The organism is Shewanella sp. BC20 (assembly GCF_003129585.1).
In the GTDB taxonomy this organism is placed as follows: domain Bacteria; phylum Pseudomonadota; class Gammaproteobacteria; order Enterobacterales; family Shewanellaceae; genus Shewanella; species Shewanella seohaensis.
Genome location: NZ_NHRI01000001.1, coordinates 203,511 through 222,730 on the forward strand (window position 1 = coordinate 203,511; position 19,220 = coordinate 222,730).

18 protein-coding genes are annotated in these 19,220 nt (G+C 48.0%); 8 read left to right on the forward strand and 10 right to left on the reverse strand.

The genetic code is table 11. The annotated features are described in order from the left end of the window. Positions 1 to 107 precede the first annotated feature (107 nt). Positions 108 to 350: a hypothetical protein gene (locus CBX96_RS00875; protein ID WP_011626746.1), complete on the forward strand. Its 243-nt coding sequence runs from the start codon at positions 108 to 110 to the stop codon at positions 348 to 350. A gap of 8 nt (positions 351 to 358) precedes the next feature. Here the strand turns inward: CBX96_RS00875 and CBX96_RS00880 are convergent, their stop codons facing one another. From CBX96_RS00880 to CBX96_RS00910, 7 genes are all read right to left on the reverse strand, one after another. Continuing rightward, complete coding sequence (locus CBX96_RS00880) at positions 359 to 865, reverse strand: YgjV family protein (protein ID WP_109285390.1); 507 nt, start codon at positions 863 to 865, stop codon at positions 359 to 361. Positions 866 to 998: 133 nt separating this feature from the next. Then, on the reverse strand, positions 999 to 1,607 hold the full coding sequence (locus tag CBX96_RS00885) for a Crp/Fnr family transcriptional regulator (protein WP_109285581.1): 609 nt from the start codon (positions 1,605 to 1,607) through the stop codon (positions 999 to 1,001). A 4-nt stretch (positions 1,608 to 1,611) separates the two neighbouring features. Continuing rightward, positions 1,612 to 2,238 (reverse strand): fumarylacetoacetate hydrolase family protein, encoded by a 627-nt coding sequence (locus CBX96_RS00890; protein ID WP_109285391.1) that lies wholly within the window; start codon positions 2,236 to 2,238, stop codon positions 1,612 to 1,614. Between the two features lie 48 nt (positions 2,239 to 2,286). Next, the gene (locus CBX96_RS00895) at positions 2,287 to 3,300 is read right to left on the reverse strand and encodes a succinylglutamate desuccinylase/aspartoacylase family protein (RefSeq protein WP_109285392.1); all 1,014 of its coding nucleotides are present in this window, start codon (positions 3,298 to 3,300) and stop codon (positions 2,287 to 2,289) included. A gap of 69 nt (positions 3,301 to 3,369) precedes the next feature. Further along, positions 3,370 to 3,906: a MarR family winged helix-turn-helix transcriptional regulator gene (locus tag CBX96_RS00900; protein WP_109285393.1), complete on the reverse strand. Its 537-nt coding sequence runs from the start codon at positions 3,904 to 3,906 to the stop codon at positions 3,370 to 3,372. 175 nt (positions 3,907 to 4,081) lie between these two features. Then, the gene (locus CBX96_RS00905; protein WP_011626751.1) at positions 4,082 to 4,645 is read right to left on the reverse strand and encodes an alkylphosphonate utilization protein; all 564 of its coding nucleotides are present in this window, start codon (positions 4,643 to 4,645) and stop codon (positions 4,082 to 4,084) included. A 134-nt stretch (positions 4,646 to 4,779) separates the two neighbouring features. Continuing rightward, entirely contained in the window at positions 4,780 to 6,993 is a 2,214-nt protein-coding gene (locus CBX96_RS00910) for a TonB-dependent receptor domain-containing protein (RefSeq protein ID WP_109285394.1), read from the reverse strand. A gap of 230 nt (positions 6,994 to 7,223) precedes the next feature. Between CBX96_RS00910 and CBX96_RS00915 the strand changes: the two genes are divergently transcribed. Next, a complete protein-coding gene (locus CBX96_RS00915) occupies positions 7,224 to 7,931 on the forward strand; it encodes a DUF2461 domain-containing protein (RefSeq protein ID WP_109285395.1) in 708 nt (235 codons plus the stop codon). Positions 7,932 to 8,017: 86 nt separating this feature from the next. Here CBX96_RS00915 and CBX96_RS00920 read toward each other — a convergent pair whose 3' ends face one another. Next, entirely contained in the window at positions 8,018 to 8,629 is a 612-nt protein-coding gene (locus CBX96_RS00920) for a TetR/AcrR family transcriptional regulator (protein ID WP_109285396.1), read from the reverse strand. A 155-nt stretch (positions 8,630 to 8,784) separates the two neighbouring features. Between CBX96_RS00920 and CBX96_RS00925 the strand changes: the two genes are divergently transcribed. The 5 genes from CBX96_RS00925 (at position 8,785) to CBX96_RS00950 (ending at position 15,772) form a co-directional block, all read left to right on the forward strand. Next, positions 8,785 to 9,411, forward strand: coding sequence for a glutathione S-transferase (locus tag CBX96_RS00925; protein WP_109285397.1), 627 nt, complete (start codon positions 8,785 to 8,787; stop codon positions 9,409 to 9,411). Positions 9,412 to 9,472: 61 nt separating this feature from the next. Next, positions 9,473 to 10,141, forward strand: a complete 669-nt coding sequence (locus CBX96_RS00930) for a glutathione S-transferase family protein (RefSeq protein ID WP_089067366.1) — start codon at positions 9,473 to 9,475, stop codon at positions 10,139 to 10,141. Positions 10,142 to 10,320: 179 nt separating this feature from the next. After that, positions 10,321 to 11,694 (forward strand): RsmB/NOP family class I SAM-dependent RNA methyltransferase, encoded by a 1,374-nt coding sequence (locus tag CBX96_RS00935; protein ID WP_109285398.1) that lies wholly within the window; start codon positions 10,321 to 10,323, stop codon positions 11,692 to 11,694. Between the two features lie 554 nt (positions 11,695 to 12,248). Further along, positions 12,249 to 12,407, forward strand: coding sequence for a hypothetical protein (locus CBX96_RS00945; protein ID WP_011626757.1), 159 nt, complete (start codon positions 12,249 to 12,251; stop codon positions 12,405 to 12,407). A gap of 239 nt (positions 12,408 to 12,646) precedes the next feature. Next, positions 12,647 to 15,772 (forward strand): NAD(P)-binding protein, encoded by a 3,126-nt coding sequence (locus tag CBX96_RS00950; protein ID WP_109285399.1) that lies wholly within the window; start codon positions 12,647 to 12,649, stop codon positions 15,770 to 15,772. A 105-nt stretch (positions 15,773 to 15,877) separates the two neighbouring features. Here CBX96_RS00950 and CBX96_RS00955 read toward each other — a convergent pair whose 3' ends face one another. After that, the gene (locus tag CBX96_RS00955) at positions 15,878 to 17,545 is read right to left on the reverse strand and encodes a diguanylate cyclase (RefSeq protein WP_109285400.1); all 1,668 of its coding nucleotides are present in this window, start codon (positions 17,543 to 17,545) and stop codon (positions 15,878 to 15,880) included. Between the two features lie 197 nt (positions 17,546 to 17,742). On the opposite strand from CBX96_RS00955, the gene CBX96_RS00960 reads away from it, so the two are divergent. Next, entirely contained in the window at positions 17,743 to 18,594 is an 852-nt protein-coding gene (locus tag CBX96_RS00960; protein WP_109285401.1) for a DMT family transporter, read from the forward strand. Between the two features lie 57 nt (positions 18,595 to 18,651). Here CBX96_RS00960 and CBX96_RS00965 read toward each other — a convergent pair whose 3' ends face one another. Next, positions 18,652 to 19,191, reverse strand: a complete 540-nt coding sequence (locus CBX96_RS00965; RefSeq protein WP_011626761.1) for a YfaZ family protein — start codon at positions 19,189 to 19,191, stop codon at positions 18,652 to 18,654. Positions 19,192 to 19,220 lie beyond the last annotated feature (29 nt).

The window sequence follows — 19,220 nt, forward strand, 5'->3', positions numbered from 1 at the left end:
ATCCAGCAGCAACTCAGGCTATAATCCCCCACACTGGTGGATAGGCAAGTCTTTGCGTAGCCCCAGAATCGTTAATCCCTGTTGAATCCTTAAGGATCTAATTGTCTATGACCAATGCTTCGACTAGCCCTTTTGCCGTGTTAAACCAAAGCACTGCAAACTCGTTTAATGAACAGAAAAACCTGATTAAACGGGTCTTTAAAGGCAAGCCAGTGCAATGTCCAAGCTGCAATCAAACCCTCAAAGTTATCTTGCCGGAGACGGCTAAAGCCGACCAAGCCGCTGGAATTTTCTGCCCTAAGGGCTGTACCGATATCGAGCTAGATATGGAAGCCGTGGCAGGTATCTAAGCCTTCCTTTAGGATGAGCGTAATTGTCCTCGAAAATAATGGCGGTAATATCCCACGAGATTACTGCCTATAAACAGCAGCTCCATCAATACCGCCACGGGTGAGCCAACTAAGATATTGTGGCACAACCAAAAACTGGTGCCGACTATCATCAATAAGCGCAGATTTTTATCCGCCTGACAAAAGGCTGCGCGGGTTTGAAACAGTGTACCAATACAACTTATCACGCTCACAAGCCCGCTGTAGGTCAAGCCGCTCATCAGCACCGCAGCCCCACTAAAACCCCACATGGCCTTTTTAGACGTTGTAAAAATACTGGTGAGGTAACGCACACTGGCAATCCCCATTAGCCCAGCGGCCGTCCATTGTGCCAATAAGCAAAAATGGATGGAGATTAAGATGCCCGAGACGAATAAGCAGGCGACGATGCGCTCACGCGCCTTAAATTGAAACGAGATCAAATCGAAAACGATGGCAATCGCCACCAATAGTTGCGACAGGGTAAAAGCACTCAAGATAGGCTCCTTTAGGGTTCGATATCGGCCTATAACATAAGCCGATACATTCCGCAGTGACTCAAACTTAGAGCCGAGGAGCATGCAGGGGATGACCTAAAAGCGCATTAACTTAAGTTAATTGGATGGCTATTTATACTGAATCTTGCAAACGTCTACGGATCCGCGACAGGCTAATCGCGGTAATACCAATATAATTAGCCAGTTGGGCATGGGTTAACCGTTTAACCCAGAGGGGAAAATGCTCGAGTAAATGTAAGTAACGTTGCTCTGGTGTGTTGAGCAGCAAAAAGGCTTCTTTTTGTTCTTTATACAATAATTGCTGTTTGAGTAGTGCAAGTTGTACTCGCTGCATCGATGGCTCGTTTAACACGGCAAGTGGCATTTGTACTAACCGACAAGCACTGACAGTTTCTAGCTGATAGGGCGCAATATCCTGCTTTAACCAACTGCGATATAAGAAACAAAGCTCACCTTCGAAGTAAAACTCCTTGCAGCGCTCACTGCCCTCTTGGGTATAGTGGCAAGCGCGCACTATGCCATCCGCCACAAAATAGGCAAAAGTTTGGTGCTCGCCTTGGGATAATAAGCATTCGCCTGGCAGATATGAAAGCGCCCTTGCTTGACTGAGTAGCGGCGCTAAATGCTCAGGCTCGGCCCCTAAGGCGAGCAAATATTGCCAAAGGGGGTTGATTGCCTGCTCAGTAGTCGCCTGATGAGCCGATGCAGAAGGCGCCGTCATTGCATTACTGGCTTTGCCATTCACATTCGACCAATGGCGTTTGGTGTGACGCATCCTTAAGGCCTAAGGCCACCTTAAATACCCGATTCGGTGGAATGATGCCAACCCCTTTTGGGGTGCCTGTCATCACAATGTCGCCGTCTTCCAAGGTAGTAAAGCGTTGTAATTCTTCTAGAATCGTCTGCGGGTTATAGATCATTAACTCAATATGGCCCGCTTGAGTTAACGCCCCGTCGATCGTTAAGCTAAATTCAAATGCCGCACTGGCATCATCGATAGTAACAAAGGGACTAAAGAGCGCCGCGCCATCGAAGGCTTTGGCTTTTTCCCAGGGCAATCCCCTGGCTTTCAGTTTGCTTTGCAGCTCTCGCTTAGTGAGATCCAGCCCGACCCCAACATGGCTAAAACGCCCCTGCTGATAGATAAAACACAACTCAGTTTCATAGTGCAGCGCCTCGCCTAAATGCTCAGCATGCAGCACTGTGCTAATCGCCGAGTTTGGCTTGAAAAACACCACCATATCTTCGGGAATGTCATTACCCAGTTCGTGGATATGGTCGACATAATTACGCCCAATACAAAGAATTTTACTCGGGCAAATCTGTTTATCACCGACGTTAACAGTCTTCATTTGACTCCTCATTGCTCGATTGGCTGTAAAGCTATGGCACAGTTAATATCAGGCGTATTCCATTAAAAACTCATCGAGTTGTTCGTTGGCGATTTCAATTTCATCCCCCTCGAACTGCGCAATGTGGAACATGCCCTCACCTTCGTTGGTCACAGGTATATTGCTAATCCCTATGATAATGCCATCGGTGGGCGCGCGAATGGCTACGCTATCTCCCCCATGCGGACTCACAATATGGGCGATGATATACCCCTTATTGACCCGCTGCCCGAGTTTAAGCTTCATATTCACTAAACCATCGGACTCACTGCGGACCCAATAACTGCGAATCGCACTCACGCTGGCGACCTTGTTACTGACTCGCCCCTTGAGCATACCAAGGCTGCGCATCACATTGAGTACGCCCTTAAGACCCGACTTAATCGCCAGTTCACTAAAGCGCAGCGCCTCGCCCGCCTCATACAAAATACAGGGAATGCCCTGTTGGTTCGCATAACCACGCATCGACACGCTGCGCGCCTTGGAGTGCATGATAAGTGGCGCGCCGAAGGCATTGGCCATGGCTAACATGGTTACATCACTGGTATCGCAGCGGATCTGCGGCAAGTTATCCCTATGAATAGCACCCGTATGTAAATCAATCACATGGGTTGCATGCACGAGTAATTGGGTGGCAAAAAGGTTGGCTAAACGGCTCGCCAGCGCACCTTTGCTCGAGCCGGGGAAACAACGATTAAGATCGCGTCTATCGGGGAGATAACGGGATTGTTGAATAAAACCAAACACATTGACTATGGGCACCACAATCAGGGTGCCGGCCAAATTCTTAGGATTGACGCGCCCAAGCAAGCGCCGGCAGATCTCTATGCCATTGAGCTCATCGCCATGGATGGCGGCGCAGACTAACAGTGTCGGGCCAGGTTTGAGGCCATGGAACACTTCCACGTGAATATCGAGTTGGGTATCGGTATAGAGCTTAGCGGCGGGAAGTTTTATCCCCATTTGCGTGCCCGCAACTACTCGCTTGCCTTCAATTTCAAACGCTTCGCGTTTTTTTACCATAGTCACTCCCTGATGCTATCCCTAAGACGCCATACAACAGTTTGTCTCTCGTCCCCCAAATTGGGCCGATTAACGTTCAAAGTGGGCAAGCCACGTCTTTAAAATCTGCTGTAATATTTCGCGCTCAGCGCTCGGCACCCCTGCCAATAATGCGCTCTGGCATTGAATATGTTTGGGCAGCGCCGCATCAATTAACGCCTTGCCTTCGGTGGTGAGCGACACATGCACGGCGCGGCGGTCTTCCTTACTGTGCTCACGGGCAATAAGCCCTTTATTTTCAAGCCGGTCTAAGCGACTGGTCATGGCGCCCGAGCTTAACATCATGCTCTGATACAGCTGCGAAGGCGATAGCATATAAGGCTCGCCTGAACGTCTGAGGGTCGCGAGCACATCAAACTCCCCCTGACCTAAGCCAAATTCGCCATGACAAAGGGCGATGGCGTTTTCCATATATTTGGTCAGGCGCGCAATGCGCCCTAACACCGCCATTGGCACTAGATCCTCTGTCACCCCTTGAGCCTGCCACTGCCCAAGGATCGTATCTAATCCATCTTCAGTGGGAGTCGACTGTTGCTTTGCGCCGGGTGATTGCGAGTCGTTTACCATAGCTTTATCTCTATATAAAGATTCTTCACATGCCACACATTTTATCGCCTAATTAAACGATTTGTATATGCGCAGGCTTTTCGTGGGCAGATAAGATTGCATTCTGCATAAAAAAACCGCCCAATTAATAGAAATTGAGCGGTTAAGTGTTCAAACAAGCTTTAGCGATAGTGACTTACGACTTTTTCACAAAGCAGGTCAAGATCACAATGCGAGTACCATTCACACGGCCTTCGATATGCTCTGGATTATTGGTCAACGAGATATTGCGAACCGCGGTGCCACGTTTTGCCACAAAGCTGGTGCCTTTAACGTTGAGATCTTTAATGATGACCACGGTATCGCCAGCGTTCAGTACCGCACCGTTGCTGTCTAAGGTCGGAGGTGTATCATCACTCGCGGCAGCCGCTTCGGCATCGCCCCAAGCGCGTAAATCCTCTTCCAGATACAGCATATCCAGTAAATCCTGCGCCCAGCTTTCGCTGCTTAGGCGTTTCAGCATGCGATATGACATCACTTGAACCGCCGGGACTTGGCTCCACATGCTGTCGTTCAGACAACGCCAGTGGTTCATGTCCATGGTATCCGGCGCTGCGATTTGGCTGCTGCAATTTTCACAAATCATGATCTCGTTTTCATGACCATCGGAAGCCGGTAAGTCATAAATAGAGAGTTCGACGTCACTTGCGCAGAGTTCACATTTGCCGCCACAGCGAGTTAGCAATTCATTTTCAGTCATTTTTTCTGTCTACATGCGTAATAAAACGCGGATTATGCCATAAATTGGCTTTTCACGGCAGGGGGGAAGGCAAGATAACCCTATTTTTTATATGAGTTATCTGTTTATCCATCCTTGGAATTCCCATTTAATCCTTAAAATTCATAAGCTAAACTGAGTCTAATATCTCGCCCCGGCGCGGGGATGCCATCCGAGAGAAACGGCGTCACTTGCTGGTTCGTCAGATTTTTTGCCATTAAGCGCACGCTTAGTCCTTTGAGTGTTTCTTGTGGCTCGTAGGCTAAGTATATATTTTGTAATAAATAATTCTCACTTGGGGACTCAGCGTTAAAGATATCCCCCTGAGGCACATTATCCTGCGCATCGTACCAAGTACCTTGCCAAGCGACTGAAATGTCATCGGTAATGTACATGCCCACACGCAGGCGAATATCCAGCGGCGCGATATTCGCAAGGTATTCATCCTCGCCTTGGCTGTCTCTGAGCGATCCCCGATGCTCGCCCTGTAACCAAGAAACGGCTAAGTCACTGAATAAATACTGATAACGGTACTGGGACTCGAGATCGGCGCCGTAGATCTCATAGCCGTCAAGATTGGTGTAACCACTTTGAATCGCTTGATTGGGGTCGGACTTTGCCCCGCGGCGCTGGGCAATATCATCCCGCCCCAAGTTAGCGAATAAAGTCACTTGGGTTGAAAGCGTATCTTGGGCGGCAAAAAGATGGGTTTGCTGTGTCATCAAGCCCAGTTTAAAGGCGTGCAGACGCTCAACATCAATATCTCGACTCGTGCCGGTAATGCTCGCCTTGACGTATTGCACCGCATAGATTTCATCGACCACTGGCGCCTGTAAGCTGTAGGCGTAATCGAAATTCACTCGGGTATTCGTTGTTAGCTGGTAGTCGATACCCAATCGCGGTGAAAAGCCCGAATGATGGGTCGAACTGTAGTCGTGCCCCGCCGCGATGTCGTTGTAATCGGGGGCAATGTTGGGACGACCAATGCTGTAGATAAAGTCATACCGTAGTGAAGGGGTGATGGTCAGCTCATCTGTCACACTAATCGCATCGCGCAAATACACTGCATAAGTATCCTGACGCCCTTCGGGCTGATAATAGGGGGTGTACCAACCGTAGTTTTTCTCGGGATTTTTCTCATAACTTTTATTGAAGACCATTGAATCCCTATCGAGGCTACGGAACTGCAACCCTATGGTGATCTCATGATCCCCAACAATGCTTAAGTTGTTGATGTCAATGTAGTCACGCTTGTAATCCAGCCAAGACTCATGGCCGAAGTTGCCGACGGAGACAGTCATCTTCTCCCACGCAATTGGCGGCCTGATCCAATGGCGCGCATTCGCCGAATGGGAAATCACAATCTGGGTATCAATTAAAGGATTACTCGGTGAATAGCGATAATTCGCCGACCAAGTATTGTCTTCATAGGTGTTGTAGGCCGTGGTGGCATAGAGCGCCTGTTCATAGGAGCCATATTTACGGATGTTGTAGTCAGAAATCGCGGGCATAGGACCACGGCGATTGGCCCAAGGCTTTCGCCCTTCGTCGAGATAATGGGTCAGGCTCAACATAAATTGATGATCGCCCTGCTCATAATCCAGTTTGCCGAGGTAATTATTTTGCTCATAACCTGAGTATTCAAATTCATCACCATTAGCGAGCGTCACATCCCCCGCATCACGACGAGTGATATGCAACAAGCCTGAAAGTTGTCGATTCGCTCGGCCATAAAGGGTTCCTGTGTAGCTTTTGGCGTCGTTATTGCTGGCGTAACTGGTTTTAACTCTTGCTCCAACACTTTGATTGTAATTTAAAAAATCATCTGCAGATTTTGTGACTACATACATGGAGCCACCAAAACCGCCGTTCCCCGAGCGGACATCGTGGGCCCCTTTAATCACTTCGACTCGCTTGATTAAATCGGGATCTAAGAAGAACGAACCATAGCGATACTGCTCAAATCCCACGGGGGCGTTATCGACATAAATATTAAAATCTTCTGTTTCGCCAAATCCCCATAGGTTAATGCGCTCGCCGCCACTGCGAGTCCCGCCATCAACATGGGCACCGGCCATATCATCGATGACTTCGGCAAATGTGGTCGCTTGCATCTCTTCAATTTGCTCCATCGAGATGATCGCCTCGCCCGGCTTAGTCATAGTGGTCGCTCGGCGATATTGCTGACCATGTACTTGTAATATCTCGATAGGCTCGACCTTAGGCGCTCCCAATACCTCCTTGGCATTGAGTGGCAACGCAGGCAATACCGTCAAACCCGCACAACCCATCATTATTTTCGCTATCCTGCTCTTAGGTTGATATCCCATCTCCCCATCCCCTGTTACCTAGTGTAAAAAATAGGGCGGCATTATAGGCATCAAAGTTAAAGATGAGAATAATTCTCACATAGCTTTACATGTAAATCGCAACCTGAAAGTCACGGCAGATAAATGCTCGAAGAATTTGCAATATCCACGCGCATTTGTTCAACTCGCACTAGCCTGTTTTGATTAACAATCGGAATTCCAGTCTCAAGCACCTCAAAGGTTTTATGGACATGACTAAGCTAACCGCACAACCCCAAACCGAGTTGGCATTTACGGCCGCCAGCTTAGATTTTCTTAAGCAGCTGGCGCTCAATAACTCCCGCGACTGGTTTAAAGCCCATCAGGAAGAATATGAAAATAAGGTCAGAACCCCTGCACTGCGTTTTATCGAGCAAATTCAGCCTGATATCCTTGCTATTTCCCCAAGATTAACGGCGGTTGCCAAAAAAGTCGGCGGCAGCTTAATGCGTCCACAGCGCGATAGCCGTTTTAGCAATGATAAGACACCCTACAAGACCAATGTGGGGATCCAGTTTCGGCATTTTCAGGGTAAAGATGTGCATGCGCCAGGGCTGTATTTACATATTGCCGAGGATGGATGTTTTATTGCCGCTGGTATTTGGCATCCCGAATCCAAGGTACTGAATGCGATTCGGACTTGTATCGATGAAAACCCCAACGGCTATAAAAAGGCGCTGCACACCTTAACTAGTCAAGGCTTTGTGATGGATGGTGATAGTTTGACGCGCCCGCCAAAGGGATTCGATAAGCATCACCCTATGCTGGACGAGCTCAAACGTAAGGACTTTATCGCTCTAAAGCCAATTCCCTTCGAGCGACTCTGCCAAGCCGATGCCGCCCGCTACTGCGCCGAACAATTCGCCCACTGTAGCCAATTGATGGCTTACTTGTGCTTTGCCCTCGAGTTGGACTTTTAAGCTTTTGCATTAGTTTTTGCATCAGTTTTGGGGTTAACGAGGCCAAGCATTGACTTGGTCTCATGCTTCTCGGTGTAGCATACACCCTATTTCATATCGACGGGCTTAAGTGGCGTCAACGCCAAACACTTAAGGTATTCGCTTAATACCTCAAATGCGTTATCCAACAGCGCGTATTCCTTCGCCTTGCCTAACACTCTAATCCCTTGTAATTGAAGCACTAAAAATGCCGCTAGCGACTCTGGTTGAACCGATTGAGACAACTCACCCTGTCGCTGGCTGTAACCTAATACATCGGCGAAATTACTCTGTAACTGGACAAATAAGCGCTGGCACTCCTGCTGCACGCAGTCATCGTCGAGGCATTTTTCCATCACCGCATTCTGCATAAAGCAGCCGTATTCTTGCTCGCGCTGCAAGGCCACAAATCGTGCTAAATAGGTCAAGATTTCACTCAGCCCTGCCTGTGCGTGCAGGATTTGCTCCTTCGCGCCGAAGGAATAGTGATCGAGATAAAAGCGCAGGGATTCGCGATACAAACTCTGCTTATCGCCAAAACTGTTATACAAGCTGAAGCGATTAATCCCTAAGTGTTCGACCAGATCGGCAATCGAGGTCTCGGCAAATCCCTTTCGCCAAAACAGCTCCATCGCCTGAATGAGCTTTTCTTGTCTATCAAAATTACAACTGCGTGCCATGGTCCAAACCTACATAGATGCCTGCATTAAACGGAATATCATAGGGCAAAAACATTCTTGACTGACCGTTTAGATATGGCGTAAATTCTATCCTAACCGATCGTTCCGTTAAAGCCCTATTTAGGCAAACTTACAGATTAACAGAAGGAAAGAGCATGAAGCTTTATGAATTAGCACCAACGCCAAGCGCAAGACGCGTGAGTATTTTCCTCGCAGAAAAAGGCATCGACATTCCACGTGTGAGTGTGGACATTCGCGGCGGTGAAAACCTTAACCCTGAATTCAAAGCCAAAAGTGTCAACGGCCGCATTCCCCTGCTCGAACTCGATGATGGCAACCATATCTGTGAGTCCGTCGCTATTTGCCGTTATCTCGACGAGATCTATCCGAGTGACACTTCCTTATTTGGCAACACGCCGCTAGAGCGCGCTAAAGTGGAAATGTGGCAACGTATTATTGAGTTACAAGGTTTTACCGCGGGTTTTCAGGCCTTTAGAAACCTAACGGGTATCTACAAAGACAGGGAAAATTGTGTCGAAGCCTGGGGCGCAGAATCACGCCAACGGGTCATTGACTTCCTACCGACCTTAGACCAACAATTAGCCAAATCAAGTTATGTTGCGGGCGATAACTTTACGATTGCCGACATTTCTGCATACGTTTTTATTAGCTTTATTAAAAACTTAGATATTCTGGTGGATGACACTCTGCCCCATATTCAGGCATGGTTTGCGAAAGTGGCCCAGCGCCCTGCGATAGTGTCGCTTACCCCAAAAAACTGACAGCGATGCCCTATTGGGCAGCCAAGTTAAGCATTAACCAGTTAAGACTTAAGGGATAACTATGATTGATTTATATACCGCCGCGACCCCGAACGGTTTTAAAATTTCCATCGCGCTCGAAGAAATGGGTCTCGACTATCGAGTGCATAAGTTAGATTTCAACACTAACGAACAGAAGCAGCCTGAGTTTCTCGCCATTAACCCTAATGGCCGTATTCCAGCCATTATCGACCGAGATAACGATGACTTTGTGGTGTTCGAGTCCGGTGCGATTCTTCTGTATCTGGCGGAAAAAACGGGTAAGTTTTTGCCTGCCGATCCTAAAAAACGCTCGCAGGTCATTCAATGGCTGATGTTCCAAATGAGCGGTGTTGGCCCAATGATGGGTCAAGCTAACGTGTTTTACCGTTACTTCCCTGAAAAAATCCCCGCGGCCATTGAACGTTATCAAAAAGAAGGTCGACGTTTGTTTGAGGTAATGAACACCCAGTTAGCCAAGCATCAGTATCTGGCCGGTGAAGAGTACACCATTGCCGATATCGCGACTTGGCCTTGGGTGCGCATCCATGAATGGAGCGGCATCAACATGGAAGGACTCACTCACCTACAACGTTGGTTAGACGAACTAGCCCTGCGTCCCGCCTGCCAAAAAGGCATAGTGACACCTCCGCCTTCGGTCTTGAGTGATGAAGAACGTGCTAAGCAAATCCAGAAGATGGTGACTAAGTAGGTCATCCTTTCCTCACCCGCGCATTCGTTTTCCCATCAAGCCCCAACTCAGCATTGGGGCTTTTTTACTGCTAGCGATACGTAAAACTGCTACACTCTGCGCCACTTATTGATTTGCTTGGCCATATTCATCCCAACGGCTGGATGTCACTCGGCCGAGCCCCTTTTCAGGCTAACTTTATGGGCAATCCAAACGGCTTATCATCAGCAATCATGGCATCAACAGTGAATATCGAACCGCAAACCCTCGCGCAAAAACGCGGATTAAGTTATGCCAATACTATTAAGTTATTGTTCGATGAGATTTTAAATACCAAGCAACCCGCCGACCGAGTGCTCGCGAACTACTTTAGGGAACATAAAAAGCACGGCTCTAAGGATCGCAAAGTGATCCGCGAATCCTTATTTAGCCTGTTCCGTTGGTGGGGCTGGTTTAAAGCCACGGGCGATCATCAACAGGCGCCCCAATTTTTTGCCATGCTCAGTGCGAGCGCCTTAATCGAAGCCCATCCATGGCAGGACATCGCCCAAGCCTGGCATGAACTCGCCCAATCGCCAGTTGATTATCAACAACTTCAATCCCTTAGCGTTAACAGCTTAACGGATAAGTTGGCACTGGTACGGCAGCAATTTCCCGAAGTGTCCTTCGAACTCACAGATTTATTACCCGAATGGTTTTGGCAGGTCTGCCCGATTGCCCCAGAGTTGCGTCCAAATCTCATCGAAGCCATGTCTAGCCGCCCACCGATTTGGGGACGCGCGCAGGGAATAGATAGCCAATCGGCAGTCAAACAACTGCAAGCGCTAGAGATAGATGCGAGCCTCAGCCCCTATTTTGCAGATGCCATTAACCTTGGCACTAAGAGCATGAATCTCAATGAAATATCACTCTATAAAGAGGGCAAAATTGAGATCCAGGATCTAGCCTCACAAGTGATAGGTCAAATTTGTGCACCAGAGCCCTGGCAACACTGGTGGGATGCCTGCAGTGGCGCAGGCGGAAAAACCTTGCAATTGCGATCACTGATGCAAACGGCCGCGACTAAGCAAAACCCATTAGTAGGCTCAATTGTCTCATCAGATATTCGCGCCCACGCCTTAGAAGAACTCAGCAAACGTGCCCAGCGGGCAAGATTTGATGGCATCAGCATTGCGCGCTGGCGCAGTGATGCACTGCCGGTCGATGCCAACCATTTTGATGGGGTTTTAGTCGACGCGCCCTGTAGCTGCACGGGCACCTGGCGCCGCAATCCCGATATGCGCTGGCTCGACAGCCTCGATGCCGTCACAGATAAAGCAGCACTCCAACTGGATATATTAAGCCGCAGCAGTAAGGCGGTAAAACGGGGCGGAAGCTTAGTCTACGCCACTTGCTCACTGTCACCGGTTGAAAATGAGCAAGTAGTTTCCGCCTTTTTACAACAACATCCCGAGTTCAACCTAGTGCCGATCCGCCACCCCTTTACCGGCGAACAAACAGAAATGTTGACCGTGTGGCCCTTCGAAGCCAACACAGATGGAATGTTTGTAGCGCGCATGCAGCGCAATTATTAGGGCGTGTTGATGTTTCAGGGTTATTTTTGCAGCAGTTTGGCTGGCTTTTATGCAAGGCAAAGTCCGTGCAGTGTAGTTATTCTACATAAACGGACGATAACGCGGCAGAAAAGCCAGCCAAATGCTGCCCGAAGGGTTCGTCTGGCAAACCCTTGCTCTTTGTCACTCATCATTTGAGTAGAATGACTACACATCATTCCTCGTTTCGCGAGCACGTGCTTGCCAGAACGAACAAAATCTAATCTCGAAACGTCAACACGCCCTAGCACTAACTCCTTATTTTTTATCAGAACTTGGCACTCATATTCTGAGTGCCATTCTTTTTGCTTCCATACAATATGAATGCGCTTTTAATCTTATTCATTTAATAATCATCAAGATAAACCCTATGGCGCTGGGTAAAATCGCTAACGCAATTCCATTGAGTCATATCGCCCCTTCTTGGACAAAACTTTTCACCATCAGTGATTAAATATTTCGCTTTAGCTTAATCTCGCCTTTGGGTAAAAAGATCGAGTGCTGAGAATGGCACAGGTATTTTTGGAATTTTGACCATGTCACACTCCTATGAATTTGACGACGATGATGCGCCATGGGGCGATAACGTCAAAGGTAAGCAAAAAAACAAACGCGTAAAACAACGTCGCAGGGACACTAAGCGCCGTTATTCAGATGATGCAGAGGTGGATTTCTATCAGCATAAATCGAAGTAACTGAACTACGACCCGTTTGCCTTAGCAAATTCGAGCTTTATAAGCAGTCAAATCCCAGCAAGTTGGAGTTAATCCAACTTGCTAGTTAATCTAAGTTTTTCCCTCTATTCATCTTTTAATTCAATTGTAAAATCAATAGGCTAATTGGCCTATTTACCCTATGCTCTTTAGGGTTTACTCATGCTTTTTTGTCGACAAAAACTACCTTACATATCTTTACGGGTTTAAAGGATGATCCCATGGAAAAACAACGCCCCGATTTTATCTATCCCCCAGGCAGTATGCTAATGCACTCCCCCTTAGTGTTGAATAAAGCCGATATGTACGGTTTTTTTCTCAAGGGAAAACTCGCCAACTTACAGCGCTCCATCGATAAAACCCTTAATCAAGTGGCCGGAAGCGCCATGTACTTTAAAGTGCTATCGCCCTATGTACTGACAACCTTTACCCAAATCGAGAAAGCCTATTCAGAAGACCCAACCGACAGGGCTAAAGGTTGGATCCAAGAAACCGACATCATCACTTGGGTGATGGTCGGTCGCCAAGACAATAGCAACAGCACAGCCATCAGTCATGTGTATTTTCAGCCACTGCATATTTGGGTAAATGATGCGATGGCTCTGATCAATGGCCGCGAGTTATTCGGTTATCCCAAGTATTTGTGTGAATACACTATGCCCGCGGTCGGGGAGCCATTAACCCGCCTCTCCTTGGCCACAAAGAGCTTCTTACACTTTAGCCCTGACACTGAGCTTGCCATGCACCCGCTGATTGAGGTGAATTGCAATGCCAAGCCCGAGGCGCAGCTCACCACGCTAGAAGCCATAGCCCAAACCTGGCAACTCTTTAAAGAGCAAACGGATTTTATTCCAGAGCTGGATAAGCTAGGTGAGGAGCAACTATTTCATTTGCTGTTCAAACCAGCCATTGACCAAGTGTTTTTAAAGCAGTTTCCGGATGCTTCAGGCCAAAAAGCGGTTTATCAGGCGATTACTGCGGCGCCGGCACAGGTCAACAAAGTGCACAGTGTCGCCCTGTTGGAAAATGACTTTGTCGCCACTATTTTTGATAACGCTAGCTTCCCACTCAAAGAGACCCTAGGCGTCGAGGTCGGCGAGCAGCATGTATTACTGCCCTACCATGTGAACTTTGACTTTGAAGTACCGCCGGGCGAAGTGCTGGTCGATAACTCTGAAATCAAAAAACAGAAAATTGCCATTCTCGGCGGAGGCGTCGCCGCCATGACCGCCGCCTGTTATCTCACCGACAGACCCGGCTGGCAGAATCAATATGAGATTGATGTCTATCAATTAGGCTGGCGTATCGGTGGCAAGGGTGCAAGTGGCCGTAATGCCGCAATGGGACAACGGATTGAAGAGCATGGCCTCCATATCTGGTTTGGTTTTTACCAGAATGCCTGCGCCTTGATGCGTAAAGCCTATGAAGAATTAGACCGCCCGCCCGAAGCGCCGCTAGCGACCTTCTTCGATGCCTTTAAACCCCATAATTTTATTGTGCTTCAGGAAGAAATTAATGGCCGCTCCGTTAGCTGGCCAATCACCTTCCCCACACTCCCAGGGATCCCTGGAGATGGCACCGAAACCTTAACCTTCTGGAAGGTAGTTAAAGCCGCCTTTGCTTGGATAAAAGAATGGCTAAAGGACATGGACTCCCTGCTAGAAGCCGATGAAAAAGCCATGGCGACGCCGAAAAACTGGCTCGATATCGGCTGGTTTGAACGGCTGAAGGATAAGTTAGAGGATTCGGTCGATGATGCGATGGAATCCCTAGACGCCCTAGGTGACAAGCTCGAATGCCATTTTAATCAAATGATTGGCCGCGAATGCGATGAGCATGTTCACAGCGAGAGTGACGATGGTTTGGTCGAATCCGCCGTCGATGCTCTGCACCAAAGGTTGGTTAAGCGCTTTAGCGATCATTTAGACACTAACGATGAGTTACGCCATCTGTATATTGCCGTCGACTTAGGCTTAACCATCTTAAAAGGAATGTTTGCCGATGATGTGTTTGAAAAGGGCTTCGATGCCATCAACGACTATGATTACCGCGAATGGTTAACCAAACACGGCGCCAGCCAAAAATACACGGTCGACAGTGCGCCGGTACGTGGTTTTTATGATCTGGTGTTTGCCTACGAAAAAGGCAACTTCGACAAACCCAATGTCGAAGCGGGGACTATTATTCGCTCCATGCTGCGTATCGCCCTGTGTTATCAAGGCGGAGTCATGTGGAAAATGCAGGCGGGTATGGGCGATGTGGTCTTTACCCCCTACTATGAAGTGCTGAAACGGCGCGGGGTGAATTTCCACTTCTTCAATCGGGTTGATAATTTAGAATGTCGCGACAACAGCATTCAAGCGATTGAGATCACAGAGCAAGTCGCACTGGCTCCTTCGGTTAAAGACTACAATCCACTCGTGGATGTTAAAGGGTTAGCCTGCTGGCCCAGCACGCCCAATTACGATCAACTCGAGCCTGAGCAAGCCACATTGCTAAAAGCCCATGATATTAATCTTGAGCACTTCTGGAGCGATTGGGACAATCTGTACGAGGCGCAATTTGGTCAGGCACTACCGAAAAAACGTCTGCAAAAAGGCGTGGACTTCGACAAAGTGATTTTTGGTCTGTCATTAGGATCGGTTCCCCATGTAGCGAGCGAGGTTATGGCACAGAGTCCGGCGCTCAAAACCTGCGTCGATAAAGTGCAGACCGTCGCGACCCAAGCCTATCAACTGTGGATGAATCAAGATCTTAATGGTATAGGTTGGCCCAATTATTCAGAGGATGGCGAACAGCCCGTCTTATCTGGCTTTACCGAGCCCTACGATACGTGGGCATCGATGGACCAATTGCTCGATAAAGAAGACTGGCGGGGCATAGAGCCGAAAAATGCCAGCTATTTCTGCTCAGCGTTGCCTGTGGATGCTTATCCTCCGCGCACGGATATTGGTTTTCAACAGAGCAAAACCGCTGAAGCCAAGGCTGGCGCCATCAATCAACTCAATACGGAAATTCATAAGCTGTGGCAGCAGGTTGGCGACAGTTTCCCCTGGGAATGGTTGCACGATGAACAGCAGCGCCAAGGCGAGGCGCGATTCGATAGTCAATATTGGCGCGCCAATGTCGATCCTTCCGAGCGTTATGTCTTGTCAGTGAAAGGCAGCTCTCAATATCGGATCACCACGGATGGTACGGGCATCGACAATCTGTATATGACGGGAGATTGGATTAAAACGGGTCTCAACGCCGGTTGTGTGGAAGCAGCGACTATGGCGGGTATGCATACTGCCAAAGCCATCTGCGGCCATCCGGCCATTATCAAAGGCGAAAAAGACTTCGCCTAAATACCAAGGGGCTGCATAATGCAGCCCCTTTTTTATCCAACTATTTGTATCTGTTCAAATTTAAAGAGGCGCTCGATTAAATGGAGGCTCCTTTAAATAGACACTCTAAATCGAGACAATCTCGCCCGCGCGGGTATCTGCGTATTCCTGACGGCGCTTTTCCATCCGTGACTGATACAAACTGCTATCGGCGCTGCGAAGCCACTCGTGGGGCTCGGCCACATCGGTATTGATAGCAAAACCAAAACTAAACTGGCAATCCTTTAACCCCTCAGCGGCAAATTGCGTCGTTAAGCCCCTCAAGCAGATCGTTAAGGTTGCCATACCATTTGCGGGCAGGATCAGCACAAACTCATCGCCACTGATCCGATAAATTTTAAGGTGAGCAATATTCGTCGCCTGCAAAACCTGTACTAAGTGTTGCAGTAAACGGTCGCCCTCTTGATGGCCTAAGGTATCGTTCACCATTTTAAGGCTGTCGACATTGAGTAACACCAAAGCCATTGGCTGAACCACTTTATTGCCAAAGGCCAACTGTGAATTCATAAACTCATCAAAGGCATAGCGATTACCCACTCGGGTTAAGCCATCGAGCCTAGCCTTTTCCCAAGCGATTCCTAACTCTTCGATATGCGCCTTACGTTCCTCGGATAGCAGTTTAAGCTTGTTCGCTAAGGCGAGAGATAACAACAGAGCATCCACTGTACCGCCCAGCAGCGTGGCAAACTCGGCATGTTCGATAAAATCGGGGGTGATCCCCATATTGCCCGGAAGAATAATTAACGCTGGCAGCAATAAACAGCTAAAAGCCATAATAAAATAACGGGCAGGCGCAAAACCTTTCATTAAACAGACATTGCCGCAGGTAATGGCCAGTGCAATCCACAGCATGATTAATACCGAGGCAATAATCGCGGTATAGGACAATAACAACACACTGGTTGGCAGGGCTAAAATGCAGGCGATTAATAGGTACTTGCTAAGGCGCCATAATCGCGGCGAATAACTGGGAAGTTGTAAGAAGTGTTTGTAGAACAGAATGTTAAATATCGGCAAACTGATAAAAAACAGATGATGCAACTCAAGCTGATGAAAGTTGAATAGGTGCGCCGGTAAATGGAAGGTCAAGGCCCAACCACCAAAATAGGTCAACACATACAGGCCGTAATATAGAAAGGCTTTATCAAAAATAGAGATATAAATCAGCAAATTGTACAGCGCAATAAAAAACAATCCACCTAAACAAATCATTATGGCCAAGGCCATGCGGTCCGTGGTCAGTTGGTGTACTTCTTCCGACTCAATAGCCAGCTCAGGGGCTGATGAGAAATATCGGCTGCTCAGCCGAGTCACTAACCAATAATCCGTCCCCATATTGAGCTTAACTTTACGGCCATAATCGAATAAAAACTCATAGGGCGCATAGTAACCACTCTGGGCAAACTGCACTGAACCATCGCTGCCGAGCAACCAATAATCGACCGATTCGACAATGGAATTACTGGCATCCACCACCCAATGGTTTTGGCGACTGTTGACCATCACGGGAGACACCATCCAATAATCGCCCCCCGCAAGGCTCACCGAACTGGCCTCTTCGAGCTGGCTCATCCATTGAGTCACTTGATTAAAATCAGCCGGTGGCTGTTGTTTATTATCGGCGTGGAATAAATAGGGGGAATCCAACGCAATTTCAGCGCTCAAGGCAAACGGACTAAATGTCCAAAGAAGCAGCAAAAAGCACCAGAAATTGTGTAAGTTAGTTTTGCTCATAGGTATCTTGGTTTATATACCAGCGTCTAGTTCCAAGCAGAAAATCATTTTAGAGTGTTAACTTTATGACTACATTTTATTTTTTACAATTGATTAGACTAAATTAGTCGGCAATCGGGTACCTTATGATGATATTTTAATCGTTCACTTAGTGCGTAAAAGCTTAGCCACCATTTCAGCCGTTAACTTGGATACCTATGGCACCCTTATTGATGATTCTAGCTGCCCAGTTGTTGATTGCCAGCGGTAACCTATTGGTTAAATTGCTTGAAACGAATGCGCCCGTGTTTCAACTGGTGCTGTATCGCCAATTATTCGCCACGCTCTTAGTATTACCCTTTGTTTGGCGACTACAGGGAAACCTTAAGTTAAGCCCCTTTTACAAGGTGCACTTGAGCCGAGCACTGTTAATCGGCTTAGGCAATGCCATCTTTATGCTGGCGGTACTGCACTTACCGCTGGCGACTGTGACTGCGGTCATTTATACCTCCCCATTGTTACTGTTGCTGATGTCCGCCTTCTTTTTAAATGAGCGTATTGGTTATCGCCGCACCGTCGCGGGGATTATTGGTTTTACAGGGATTTTGCTGATAAGTCAGCCGACGGAATTTAACCTCTATATCGGTCTAGCCTTTTTTGGTGCTATGACCTCGGCAACCAACAGTCTCATTTTGAAGGCATATTCAACCCATGAGCATCCCTTTTCAACACTCTTTTGGTCTAATGCCTTTGCCATGGTTTTTCTGATACCGGCAACCTGGTACGAAGGCGCCGACTTTAGCCTGCCCGTCGCCCAAGTTGGTTTGACCTTAGGCCTGTTTTATATCGGCATGACCTACCTCATCATCCACGCCTATCGGCGTGCCGATGCCAGCCAAATGGCGCCCGTGGAATACACAGGCCTTATTTTTGCCGCATTGTTTGGTTGGTGGTTTTTGGATGAGCACTTAAGCATTGTGGTGTGTATTGGCATAGGACTGGTGATCATCTCTTCCATCCTGCCAAGCTACAGCGAACTGAAAGCCAAATGGAAAAGCCGGCGAAGATAACCTTGGCCGGCTTTGACAGCGAAGTGGCCTCTGTAAAGGCCACTCAATAAGGCGAGATTAGAAGCGGAACTTACCGCCGATGTAAACGCCATCTTCGAAGGTAAAATCACGGGCGTGATCATATTCGAAGGCAATCTTACGGTAACCGACATAAAACGCCATATTAGGATTCACACGGTACTGCACCTTTGAATCCAATTCGTATTGACCATCGACATTACCGAAAGACAATACCGATGGCGCATAGTAAGCAGCGGCATGCAAAGAGATGTTTGGCCCTAACGCCAAGGCATAACGACCACCCACTGACACTGTGCTGCCATTTGGCGCATCATCTGCCCATAACTGGCTTAACTTAGCGCCAACTTCAAAATGATGCACACCCGCATCATGGGTCATGTGCATTGCGCCTTGGGCAATATGACCACTATCGTCTGAATAAATATATCCTAATACTGCATTGACATCTTTATTCACTTGCAGCTCTAACTCGGTAGAAACCACATCGTTGTTTAACCCAAGATTAAATTCTGACGCATTCACCTGCAGCGCGGCTGCACTCAATAATAAGACACTTGCTACTCTGAACTTAGCCATAAAAACACCTCAATAATGACTGTGGGTAA